The following is a 12,207-nucleotide window of genomic DNA, read 5'->3' as shown; positions in this document are numbered from 1 at the left end:
TGAGCGGGTTGCGGGCCGCGCGCCTGTCCGGCACGACGATCGACGCGATTACCTAATTCCTCTTGGGTCGCGCGATTCTCCGCCAACAGGGCGACCGGATCGAGCGAACGATACTGATCGCGTAGCCGTTTCTTCACAGCCGCGGTCACCTTGGGATGCGCCAAGGCACGCTCATAGGGCGTCGACGGGAGATGATAGCGCTTGATCACCTTAGCCCCTTCGCGGCGCTTCTCCTTTAGCTTGAACGACGGCTGGAAGAAGTTGACGTAGAGCCGTGCCACCGCATAGAGGCGGCCCATCATACGCGCTGTCTCGACGCCATCGAAGCGGCCATAGCCCATGAGGCGGCGGACGACGGCACCATTCTTCTGCTCGACAAACGCCTGATCGTTCTTCTTATAGGCGCGCGAGCGACTGACTTCGAGCTTCTATTCGCGACACCATGGCACGACGACATCGTTCATGAAGGCGCTATCGTTGTCGAAGTCCACGCCGCGCAACAGCCATGGGAAAAGGTTCTGTGCACGGTTGATCGCCTCGACGACGAGCGAACCTTCCCGCGTCAGCAACGGCAGGCACTCCGTCCAGCCGGTGGCGACATCGACCATTGTGAGGGTTTGGATGAACGAGCCAGCCACCGACGTGCCGCCATGAGCGACCATGTCGACCTCGCAGAAGCCGGGCACCGGGCTGTTCCAGTCATTGAACGTGCGAATCGGGACCTCGCGCCGGATTGCCGAATAGAACCCGGCACGGCGCCGCCTGCCGCCACTCGCCGCGATCTTCACATCGACTAGCAGGCGATCGATGGTGGCGGCGCTGATAACCAGAACACGATCACGGTCCGACTGGCCAAGCTGCAATCGGCCATGTTGCTCAAGGGCAGGCAGCAAGGTCGGGATCATCACCTTGAGCCGCTTGCCGCACACCCGATCCGACGCCTCCCACAGTGCAGTCAGCGCGTCCTTAATCGTCGCGCCATATCGGCGTCCTCGCTTTCTTGTCGCCTCGACCCCGCCCGGTCCAACCGCCTCGCGTCGCCGGAGCGCGCGCACCGCATGCTTGCGATGCCAGCCAGTCGTCGCGCACAGCTCGTCGAGGATCCGTCCCTTCTCCCCTCGTTTGGCCGACCGGTAACGCTCCGTTACCACCGACACCACCTCGCGCCGCGCGCCCATGCTGATCTTTCCCGCCATAGACGCCACCGAACAATTCGATGGCACCGACCCAATCATCGGCAAGAAGTTGTCCAGTAACATTCTGGGTGAGGCAATGCGCACCTCCAACGGCTGTAAGATCATCGATAGCGAGACGCAACAAGTGTGCGGCCCGAATACCAGTCCTCGTCATTTACCGAGATAACAGAAACATGTCACCTCGCAGCGACGAACGTCACTCGGTCAGTAGGCCCCCAGGCCCTCAGCATGCAATACCAGTCCCGGTCCATCCTCGCCAGCGGCCCTGATCAACTGCTCATTCCTCCCTTTCTGAACTCTGCTTCAGCACAGAACTCGCCTTCCTCGTGGAGGCGCATGATGGGCTCTCTGCTGCAATCGTCAATGCGCAGGTTCAAAGGTCTATGGGCATCAGACCTGTCGATCGCCTTCTCTCTCGGCTACCGCGACGCCAAAGAGGCGTCATGGAGTCAACTCGTTGACGAGCGGATCGTGGACTCCACAACCTCGCATGTTCGGGTTTACGCCGATGGTAGCTTCGGCAACTTCTACAATGCTCGGCTGCTGGCACGCAAACTCCGGCGGCGTGGCGCCGGCGGGGTCGAAGCCGGCTCTGTATGCGGCCGGACCCCATCGAAACGTCTACCTGACACAGTGGCGCGCGTACTATCGTCATGTCGCAGCGCGGGCGCGATGTCATGGACCGAAGCGCCCAATGTCTCGTTTTACCGAGACCATGCGCTCAAGATCGAATGCTCGGACTGCATAAGGCCCGCGACCGGCAAGGCCATGGCTAAATGATCCTTGCTCGATGCGCGCCATTTCTTAGTGTCGAAGACGCCCGGCGCTTGGCTTGAGGTGTGATCTGTTCAATCAAACTTGTAGGACGCCTGAAAGAACGCACCCCATCGTTGCATGCTGTACTTCGCAAACCAAGGCCTAGATGATGCGCGCAATCTTGTTCGCGAGTGCCACGGATGCGACCATGATCGGTCGTCTTTGCAGTCCGAATCCGGAGCGGGCATTCAAGCCTCGTCAAGCAACTTGATGATCAAGGCCGCACCAACGATCGGCAACGTCCGAAGTCGTCGATTCCCCCCCTTTGATATTGCCCCAAGCCGCTGCGTTTGGACATCGACAACGAAAACCTGGTCCCGCCTAGCGGGCCGGTTATCAGTTCGGCAACAAAATGTCACCAAGCGGACGATACGTAGGGTCAGAAAAAGCGAAAAATCAGCAATCTTCAATTCGGCACGCCTCTTGCCTTGTTCACGGCGTCGGTACCGATCGCTTGTGGGCCCGAGATGGTTGGCGACTTTGAGCAAACGCACGGAGACTGGCTGTGTCGCGAACTGACATAGAGCGATTCGTCAACGATCTGGGGAACGAGGATGGTCTGCTTGAACGCGTAAAACCAACTGCTACCGGCCTTGCATCGATTGTCGCGATCGGAAAGAGCCTCGGCTACAGCTTCACACTTGATGAAGCTAAAAGTTGCATTCGAGCTCGACAGAAGTTGACGACTAAACGGCTCGCCGGTGGCACTTTTTATTCGAGTGATCCGATCTCGACCGGCGCTGTGCAGGCCGTTGCGGAGGTGGCCACGAGCGGCGCGCAAGCCGCGGAAGCGGCCTCTGACCACGCCACGGCAGTTGAGCCCGCGCAGTTGTTGTGGTTGTTATTGTTGCGGTCGTGGCCGAAGTCTGACATGCCTTCGCTCTGACCGCATCGGCTGGTTGCTCAAGGAGGCGATGAAGTGCGATGAGAACATGAAGTAAGCTTCGTCAAATGACACATGCTGCCGCCGAGCACTACCGACAGATTTTTGACCGGCGCCCCCCGGAGCAACTGCGCACGCTGTCGCATCTCAAACGCTTCATGGAGCGGTTAGTCGGTGACGCGGAGTTCCGCAGGGCGCTTGCGGAGGCAATCGCCACGCCTCGAGCGGTAACAGAACGGTACGGCATCAGAGTGGATCCAATGGAGGTGCTGCCGCTCTGGCGCGGCTACCAACAATACCGCTTCAAGCCGGAGTCTACGCCGTGGCCGCAAGCTGTGATGTGGGATGAGTATCTCCGCGAGATGATGCGTCATCGCGACCTCTTGCGCGACGAAGGCGAGATGTCAACGATCAATCCTCGCTTTCATGCTTGGCGCGAGCGGCAAATCCAGCGCTGCAATGACCAGTTGGGCGTGTCGGCGGCGTCGCTCACGCACCCCATAATCGCTTTCGAGCTAAGCGAAGGCTGCACCGTCGGTTGTTGGTTCTGTGGCCTCTCGGCCGATCGCTTCAAAGGCTATTAGGACTATAGCAAAGAGCATGCAGCGCTTTGGCGGGGCGTGGTTGGTGTCGCGAGCGAAATGTTTGGTTCGGCAGTCCGCACGGGCTTCTGCTACTGGGCCACAGATCCTATGGACAGCCCGCACTACGATCGCTTTCTGTTCGACTATTATCAGATTACGGGCGCGTTACCGCAAACAACAACGGCAGCCCCACTCAAGGATCAGGCCCTCACCAGGCGCGTGCTCGGGCTCTTCAATCGATATCGCACGACGACAAATCGTTTCTCCGTGCTGAGCACGGCACATCTTAATCAGATTCACAGGGCGTTTTCGCCTGAGGAGTTGCTAGGAGTCGAACTCATCCTGCAGGGCAACGAGGCGCTGACGGCAAAGGCTACGGCCGGGCGCGCGCGCGAGCGGAAGGAGAAGCTCAGGGGCGCTAACAAGGACGGTGCAATCGCTTTTCTGGAAAGCAATCACACGACGATCGCCTGTGTTTCCGGCTTCCTCATAAATATGCGGCAGGGGCGTTTACGACTGGTGACGCCGGTGCCGGGTAGCGAGCGCTGGCCTCTCGGATACCGCATCCTGGGCGAACGCTTCTTCAGCACGCCTGACGGATTCCGGGGCGGGCTGCAGAGCATGATCGAACAGCATATGCTCGATAGCCCGGCCCATGATCTGCCAATCCGCTTCCGCAGGGACCTGCAATACAAGGCAGGGAGCCGGTACTTTCATCTTCGCTCACGCAACATGGAACACCGCGTGCTCGACGATATCGCCCCAATTTCCGTTGGCCGTTTGATCGCGGACGGCAACTGCACAATGTCGGAGCTGGTTATTCGGGTCGCAGCTGACGGAAAAACCCTCCTTGCGGTCGCCTACTTGCTCGATCAGTTGTACATGGCCGGGCTGATCGAAGAAGACCTCGACGATCGCTTCATCTGGCAGACCGGTGACTGGACGACGAGCCGCATCGAAGGAGTCAAACACGCGGGCTCCCGCACCGGTGCAGATTGTGCCGATTCGCATTGAGGTACTACTTAGCCTCAAGCAACGGCAGCATCCCACCATCCAACAGTGCTGAACGCGGTGACAAGCTCCGCATCCACGGTCCGTGGCTTCGTGGCGTGCACAACCGACGTGACCACAGAAGCCGCGGACTTCCGCGCTTGCGGCTTCGAGCCAAGCCCTCATTTGCGTGCATCAGCGGTGCACGACTGGGACGCACGCTGTTAAGTCAAGAATGGCTTGCCCCGCCAAGTCGTCAATCAAATGGTTCTGCCAGACGACAGTGCCGCTGGTTCCGGAGAGGTCGTGGCTTTTCGTGGCGAGCCACTGCAGCTTGGACTAGCGGTGATCCCTGGTAGCCGACGACGACGCACCTGAAACTTTGATAGGTCCATGTGAATGACGACGTCAATCCGCTCATCGATGATGAAAAGCAGCGAGTCGCACTCAAGCGTGCCGCCGCTCAATATCAAGAGCGGAGCCGCGTGTAGGCAATCATTCACCGCTCGGCTCCAGCACTCTCTGCTTGTTCATGCCGTCCAGTCGCGGGCAACGAACGTGACGCGGAAATCGTGGCTCGAAGCGGGCTGCCCACTGCCCGAACCGACTTCATGTTCACGGCTCCAGCCAGAATCGCGCAAGAGTTCACTTTGCCGTCCGGCGCATGAGACTATGGCACGGCGAATGCACCTGTGCGCACATCATGAATAACGTGGTATGATTATGAGTATCGATGTGCCAATCGTCCTAGTCAACATGCCTGTGTCGGCAGTCGAAAGGCCGTCGCTGGCGCTTGGTCTGCTGAAATCAGCGCTGACCCAGGCTGGACTGCAATCCACCATAGCATATGCCAACATCTGGTTTTTAGAATACATAGGCATCGCCGACTATGGACCTCTTGAGAATTGCCCGCCAGAGGAGGCACTGGTTGATTGGCTATTCGCGGGCATTGCTTTTCCCGGCTTCGAACCCGAACAAAACGCCTTTCTCGACCTCTATTTCGAGCGCAACCCGATACGCGCAGGCAAAGGTATGGCCGAGCGTCGCGCGAATTTCCTCAGGCTGCGCTCGCTTATCGGCGGGTTTATCGACTGGACGGCTGACAAGATACTAGAGAAGCGGCCGGCTATGGTCGGGTGCAGCTCGACCTTCACCCAGCATGTCCCCTCGCTCGCGTTGCTGCGCCGGCTGAGCGAGCGCTCGCCTGATCTTGTCACCCTCGTGGGTGGAGCAAACTGCGAGTCGGTAATGGGGCGGAGCACTCACGCGCGTTTCCCATGGGTCGACTATGTCGTGTCGGGCGAGGCCGACACACTGATCGGCCCGCTGTGTTGGGACATCCTCAATCGCGGCAGAAACATTCCGCCTGCTGACCTGCCATTTGGCGTTTTCGGTCCGACGCATCGCGAGGCCGGCTATCCCGCGGCGTCGACGCGCGACTTAGTGCCCCGCGCAGTGATCGAGAACATGCGTGACCTGCCGCTGCCGGATTTCTCGGACTATTTTGCGGAGGTCGAGGCATCGCTCTACGCCGATCGCATCCATGCCGGGCTGCCGATGGAGTTCTCTCGCGGCTGCTGGTGGGCAAGCGCAGTCATTGCATGTTTTGCGGGCTAAACGGCGGATCGATGACCTACCGCCAGAAGCCGGCGGAGAAGGCCGCAGCGGAGATGATTGAGAAAAGGCGCTGCCTCACCTCACCGCGCTACCCGAGAAGCTCGCGATCTTCTTTGAGGTCAAAGCCAACCTGAAACGCCACGAAGTGGAGAAGCTGGCTGCCGCCGGCGTCCGCTGGATTCAACCGGGTATTGAGAGCCTGGATACTCGTGTTTTGAAGCTGATGCGCAAAGGGACGACCTCAGCGCACAATGTTCAGCTCTTGAAGTGGTGCCGTCAGTACGGCTTGCGCGTCAGTTGGAGTTTATTGTGGGGCTTTCCCGGCGAGAGTGATGCATGGTATGCGGAAATGGCCTCTTGGTTGCCGTTGCTGCATCATCTGCAGCCGGGACCGGCGGTACGCTTGCGATATCAGCGCTACAGCCCTTATCATTACACAGCCGAGAAACATGGACTGAAGCTGCTCCCCCCTGCCCCCTATCGCTACGTCTATCCGCTGTCGGAGCGCGATCTCTCGGATCAGGTATACTACTTCGAAGACAGCGAAGACAACGATTTCGCCGGCCATTTCACAGCGCGCGACGCTAACCGCCGCCCGGGGCTAAATGCCGTCGCCAAGGGTATCGATGCCTGGCTGAAAGCCTGGTGCGGGCCGACTTTCTCTATGCTGTCGATGCAGGACAACGGCGACGAAATCATAGTCGAGGACACGCGAGCCATAGCGGTCGAGCGCGAACACCGCGTCAGAGGCCTTGAGCGAGAAATTCTTCTGGCCGCGGACGAAGGCTCGCCTGAAACCCGCCTGCACGAACGGCCGGGCGCGGCGAATGTAATGCAGGGCGAGATTGAGGCGGCGATAGCTGACCTGATCGCCCGCAAGCTGATCGTACGGCTTGACGCGCGGCTGGTTGGGCTCGCGTTATGGCATCCATATACGCCAATCCCTCCCCTGACTGCCTTCCCTGGTGGCTATCTCGACCGACGCTCCACGCCAGTGGCCCCCCGCGCGAATAATGAAAACTGCGGTGTGCACTTCGCAGGGCCTCACCCGTCGCCTATCTCCTTTGCTTGGCGCTCGCGCCAGTCTTGTCCCATTGTTCGCCCGCGTCATTGAGCACAATCAACAGCGCCGAGCCCCAAGCTCCGAACACTGCGATCAAGTTGATTCTCGACCATCATTCGGCGCACATTAAACCAGAGCCTGGCTCGCCACTCGACCGGTCGGACGCTTCGAACTCACCTTCACCCTCAAGCACGGCTCGTGGCTCAATCTCATGGAGGGGTTCTTCTCCAAGTTCGCCCGTTCAGTCCTCCGCCATACCGGGTGGCCTCAAAACACGAACTCAAACAGAGCATCATGGCTGGTCTCGACGACGTCAACCGCCATCCGGTCATCCAGACCTGGTCGTACAAGCTCGCCGACGCTGCCCGATATGATTCGAACCAAGAAAACGCTGATCTAGTCGCCTTGAAACGAGCCAGTCTGCTGAACATCTTCCGGTAGCTCCTGCCGCAATTTCGGCCCCTGATTGAGTCGGCGGCCCAGTGCAGCGACAAAGTTATCATAGCGCGCTCCGGCCTGTGCCCGCGCGGCCTTGGCGGCCGGTTCGGGGAGTGGCGGTGTCGTCGTGAGCCAGAAGCGGATGAAGAGTGCAATGGTCTCGACCGAAATCCCGACATCCCGCTCAAGACGCGCGATCCGGCGGTCGATCTGATCGAGTCTTTTGGCAGTAGCGGCCTCCCGCCGCTCCTCGGCGTCCGGCGATAGGAAGGACGCGATCGCGGCTTCGGCGATGAGCGACAACGATTGCTCGCGCCGGGCGGCATAGGCCGACAAGGCCTTCATGACGGCCGGATCAAGATAGACCGACATCTGGGCCTTCTTCTTTGTCCCGGTCATGCGAGCCTCACAGTCCGAGATCATCGCCGGGATCGAGCGAGGCCTGGCGCGCGACGCCCTGCATCATGTCGTTCATGCGCCTCATACGCGGGGCATCTTCATCGAACTCGTCGGTGAGGTCGGCCGCGAACTCGTTATCGAGCGGTTCCTTCTTTTCCGCGGTATCGCGATCCAATTCCGGATGCCGCCGCCGATCCGCGGTCTTGGGGTCTTGGTCATCCGTCGGGTCGTCGGTCGGCGCCTGCAATGCCGTTCGGCGCGGCGGCAGCGGCCGTGAACTCCAGTCGTCCAGCCTCCCGTCGTTGGCCTTGGTCAGGGTCGGAGGCGCCAGGATGCGCTCCTGGAACCCTCCATCCTCGTAGTAGCGCGCTTTTTTGGCCCGGATCGGATGGAGGCCCGACATCATCACGATCTGATCGGATGGCGGGAGCTGCATCATCTCGCCGGGCGTCAGCAGCGGACGGGCGGTCTCCGACCGCGACACCATCAAGTGACCGAGCCAAGGTGCCAGCCGACTGCCAGCATAGTTCTTCATCGCCTTCATCTCAGTCGCCATGCCTAATGCGTCGGATACCCGCTTTGCCGTCCTTTCGTCGTTGGTCGCGAAGCTGACCCGGACGTGACAATTGTCGAGGATTGAGTTGTTGGGTCCATATGCCTTCTCGATCTGATTCAACGACTGAGCGATCAGGAAGCTCTTGATGCCGTAACCGGCCATGAATGCCAGCGCGGACTCGAAGAAGTCGAGCCGGCCGAGCGCCGGGAATTCGTCGAGCATCAGGAGGAGGCGGCGGCGGCCGGCCTTGGCCTGCAGGTCCTCTGTCAATCGGCGGCCTATCTGGTTCAGGATCAAACGGATCAGCGGCTTGGTGCGATTGATGTCCGACGGCGGCACGACAAGATAGAGCGTGGTCGCTCGCTCTCCACCGACGATGTCGGTGATTCGCCAGTCACAGCGCCGTGTCACCTCCGCCACTACGGGGTCTCGATAGAGGCCCAGGAACGACATGGCGGTGCTCAGAACACCGGAGCGCTCGTTGCCCGATTTGTTCAGCAACTCTCGCGCAGCGGACGCTACCACGGGATGGACACCCGCCTCACCGAGATGCGCCGTCCGCATCATCGAGGCAAGCGTCGACTCGATCGGCCGCTTCGGATCGGACAGGAAGGCTGCGACGCCGGCGAGCGTCTTGTCCTCCTCGGCGTAGAGGACGTGGAGAATCGCGCCGACGAGCAGTGCGTGGCTGGTTTTCTCCCAGTGGTTCCGCTTCTCGAGGCTACCCTCGGGGTCGACGAGGATGTCGGCGATATTTTGGACGTCGCGCACCTCCCACTCGCCGCGGCGGACCTCGAGCAACGGGTTATAGGCTGACGATTTCGCGTTGGTCGGGTCGAACAGAAGAACGCGGCCGTGATGGCTGCGGAAGCCGGCGGTGAGCTGCCAGTTCTCCCCCTTGATGTCATGGACGATCGCCGAGCCCGGCCAGGTCAGGAGGGACGGGATGACGAGGCCGACCCCCTTGCCCGATCTTGTGGGAGCGAAGCACAGGACATGCTCCGGCCCATCATGACGAAGATAGGCGCGCTGGAACCTGCCGAGCACGACGCCGTCACGCCCCAGCAATCCGGCCTGCTCGATCTCCTTTGCCTCCGCCCATCGCGCGGAGCCATAGGTCTCGGCATTCTCTGCCTCGCGGGCGCGCCAGACAGACATGCCGATCGCAACGGCTGCGGCGATGATGCCGCCGGATGCCGCGATGTAGGCGCCCTCGGTGAAGATTGAGGGCGCATAGGCATCGTAGGCGTACCACCACCAGAAGAAGGCCGGCGGAAGGTAGAACGGAAAGTGGAGCAGCTCGAACCAGGGCTGCCCGAGCTGCGGCTGGAAGCCGAGCCGCCAGGCGGTCCATTCCGTCGCGGCCCAGATCGTCAGCAGCACGATCGCGAAGACCGTGATGACCTGTCCCCAGAGGATGCTGGTCGCCGACATGGCGGCCGCCCTCTCCTGAGGTCGGTGATTGGAAGGATCACTCACAAGCCGAGCCCCCGGTTGCGCCCAAAACCCCAATCGATGCCGCCATCGGCGCGGGCAACGCCAGAGACATGCCGGCCGAGCTGCTTTTCCAGCGAGGGCGCCCAGGGCACAAGCTGGAAGCCGAGACCATCGTCGATCATGGCGAAGCGGCCGGAAGCAAGCGCGAAGCGCTGCCGATAGGTGCCGGCCACATACTCGCCGCCAGCCGACGGGTTGAACGGCTGGCCGGACTCGGCGGCGAGCTGCTTGCCGAGATCCTCCAATTCCCGACGCCGCAGCGTGCCGATGAGGTTCTTCGCGAACACCAGCCCGCGCGCCTGGCGTTCGGCGAGCCCCTGCTCGACAAGCTGCTCGGCCCGCCGTTCCATAGCGTCGCGGACCTCGGCGCCGAAGCCGGCCTGGCCAAGTGCTAACGGATCGCGGGCGACGGCCTGGCGGTCGAGCCATGTTGCGCCGCTCGCCGTCACCTGCGCTTCGATCGAGAAATCGGAGCGGACGGCGAGCGCAACGCGACGCTGCCCTCTCGCGTCATCGAATTTGCGGAGCTCGACGATCGAGCCCGGCGCGCTGTCGCCAGCGGCGTCGAGATCGGACAGTCTGATGTGGTGGGTGCGGCCGTCGACGCCATCGACCACGGCATAGGCGGTCCCCTTGAGTTCATCGTCGAGACCGCGATCGACGAGACGTCCGATGACGGGAACGTCGAGACTTTCGCCTGCCAGCACGTAGCTCGCGGTCCCGCGCTCGATGCCGCGTTCGGTCAGGCTGCGATGGATCCGCTTGATGATGTCGCCGCGCTCGCTGAGCTCGCGTAACGTCGTCTCGGCGGCCTCGTCCATGACCCATTGGCCTGGCCCAAGCTGATGAGCGAGGCCGAGGCTCTCCAAGCGTCGCAGCCGGCCCACCTTCAATGCATGGAACTGATAGGGCTGCTGCACCGGATTGGGCGCAAGGTCGATGACACCGTGCCGGTCTGCATCCCGAACAAGCTGGCGATCAAGCTGTGTCCAGCGCTCGGCTTCGACCTGGCGCTCGAGCGATCGTCGGATGTCGAGATCGGAGCGCAGTCCGAGCTCTTGTGTAACCAGGTCCTGGGCGCGGGCGCGCATCCCCTCCTTGATGTAGTCGCGGGAGATGACGAGGTCCTGGCCGTCCTCGGCGACGCCACGCACGATGATGTGGACGTGCGGGTGCTGGGTGTTCCAGTGATCGACACCCACCCAGTCGAGCTTGGTGCCGAGGTCCACTTCCATCTGCCCGACCAGCTCGCGGGTGAAGCCCTTGAGGTCGGCCATATCGGGCGCGTCTTCGGGCGACACGATGAAGCGGAAATGATGACGGTCATTCGGACAGCGCTCGGCAAAGGCCTTGGGATCGGCATCCTCGGTGTCGGGGCCGAACAAGCGGGCCTTCTCCCCGTCCCGGGTGACGCCCTCACGCCGGAGGTAGCCGAGATGGGCGGCAAGCGGCGCCGATCTCGCTCTATGCCGGACAACGCGGGTCTTGATCGTCACCAGCCGTGAGCGGCCGGTGAGCAGACGGTTTGCCCGCACGCTGACGACGCGCCCCCGGCCGAAGCGCGAATGACGGTGGCTCACGAGATGGCCGGCGCGCGAAATGCCGCCGCCGGCGCGCTGAGCAGCGGCAAGCGCCTGGGCGATGAAGGGCTTGGCCCGCTGACTCCGCGAGGAGCGGATGCGGCCTGGCCGGGGCTGAAATTCGTTCTCTTCAGCCATTGCCAGCCTCGGCAATGTGCGAAATGCAGAATCCGTGCAATGAGTTGACAGTGGGGCGCACGTTGCGTGCCGACGCAACACATTGCCGGATCAGCAACAAAACAAAGCAACAACAACCGACCGACCGAGCCGCACATTGCGGCCTTTTATCTCGCCATCGTCCGGTAGGTACTTGCGGCGATTTGCGACAAGTTCGGGTCATTGCGGTGGATCCTTCAATAGCGCCTGCCCGAACACGTTGGCTGGTGGCCGATTCATTGCAAAAGAGCCGCCGCGACTTGGCAGTTGACTTGCGAAGCCCCCACTGTTTGCGAGCGTTTGCGATAGCGATCGTTACCCGAAGGGCCGAGACACCCGCAGGGTGGCTCGGTGAGGAGCGAAGCGACGAGTAGAGCGCGGGCCGAAGGCATCGCCCGTATGACTGTATTGCAGCGTTTCGAATGCAAACCG

The 12,207-nt window shown here is 61.4% G+C and carries 8 protein-coding genes and 2 pseudogenes; 5 read left to right on the top strand and 5 right to left on the bottom strand.

Going from position 1 to position 12,207, the window contains the following annotated elements:
• Together XH79_RS04055 and XH79_RS04050 are read right to left on the bottom strand one after the other, a co-directional pair.
• Positions 1–302 (bottom strand): annotated as a pseudogene (locus XH79_RS04055) (transposase); the annotation flags it as partial.
• Between the two features lie 126 nt (positions 303–428).
• Positions 429–1,196: a hypothetical protein gene (locus XH79_RS04050; RefSeq protein ID WP_271580784.1), complete on the bottom strand. Its 768-nt coding sequence runs from the start codon at positions 1,194–1,196 to the stop codon at positions 429–431.
• Positions 1,197–1,532: 336 nt separating this feature from the next.
• On the opposite strand from XH79_RS04050, the gene XH79_RS43070 reads away from it, so the two are divergent.
• The 5 genes and pseudogenes from XH79_RS43070 to XH79_RS04020 all read left to right on the top strand — a co-directional run bounded on the left by XH79_RS43070 (position 1,533) and on the right by XH79_RS04020 (position 7,200).
• On the top strand, positions 1,533–1,976 hold the full coding sequence (locus XH79_RS43070) for a hypothetical protein (RefSeq protein ID WP_333938778.1): 444 nt from the start codon (positions 1,533–1,535) through the stop codon (positions 1,974–1,976).
• 541 nt (positions 1,977–2,517) lie between these two features.
• Complete coding sequence (locus XH79_RS04040) at positions 2,518–2,898, top strand: Nif11-like leader peptide family natural product precursor (RefSeq protein WP_271580783.1); 381 nt, start codon at positions 2,518–2,520, stop codon at positions 2,896–2,898.
• Between the two features lie 65 nt (positions 2,899–2,963).
• A pseudogene (locus tag XH79_RS43200) lies at positions 2,964–4,493 on the top strand (radical SAM family RiPP maturation amino acid epimerase).
• A 693-nt stretch (positions 4,494–5,186) separates the two neighbouring features.
• Positions 5,187–6,086, top strand: a complete 900-nt coding sequence (locus XH79_RS04025) for a RiPP maturation radical SAM C-methyltransferase (RefSeq protein ID WP_271580780.1) — start codon at positions 5,187–5,189, stop codon at positions 6,084–6,086.
• A gap of 70 nt (positions 6,087–6,156) precedes the next feature.
• Positions 6,157–7,200, top strand: coding sequence for a RiPP maturation radical SAM C-methyltransferase (locus tag XH79_RS04020; protein WP_333938779.1), 1,044 nt, complete (start codon positions 6,157–6,159; stop codon positions 7,198–7,200).
• Between the two features lie 345 nt (positions 7,201–7,545).
• Here XH79_RS04020 and XH79_RS04010 read toward each other — a convergent pair whose 3' ends face one another.
• The 3 genes from XH79_RS04010 to XH79_RS04000 are packed head-to-tail and all read right to left on the bottom strand — an operon-like array spanning position 7,546 to position 11,757.
• Positions 7,546–7,986 carry a CopG family transcriptional regulator gene (locus XH79_RS04010; RefSeq protein ID WP_271580779.1) on the bottom strand — a complete coding sequence of 147 codons (441 nt, stop codon included), beginning with the start codon at positions 7,984–7,986 and terminating at the stop codon, positions 7,546–7,548.
• A gap of 7 nt (positions 7,987–7,993) precedes the next feature.
• Positions 7,994–9,976, bottom strand: coding sequence for a conjugal transfer protein TraG (locus XH79_RS04005; protein ID WP_271580778.1), 1,983 nt, complete (start codon positions 9,974–9,976; stop codon positions 7,994–7,996).
• A gap of 41 nt (positions 9,977–10,017) precedes the next feature.
• The gene (locus XH79_RS04000; protein ID WP_271580777.1) at positions 10,018–11,757 is read right to left on the bottom strand and encodes a relaxase/mobilization nuclease domain-containing protein; all 1,740 of its coding nucleotides are present in this window, start codon (positions 11,755–11,757) and stop codon (positions 10,018–10,020) included.
• Positions 11,758–12,207 lie beyond the last annotated feature (450 nt).

This window comes from Bradyrhizobium sp. CCBAU 45389 (genome assembly GCF_028128625.1).
Lineage (GTDB): Bacteria > Pseudomonadota > Alphaproteobacteria > Rhizobiales > Xanthobacteraceae > Bradyrhizobium > Bradyrhizobium liaoningense_B.
Note: the sequence above shows the minus strand (reverse complement) of the source record. Positions and strands in the feature narration are given on the sequence as shown.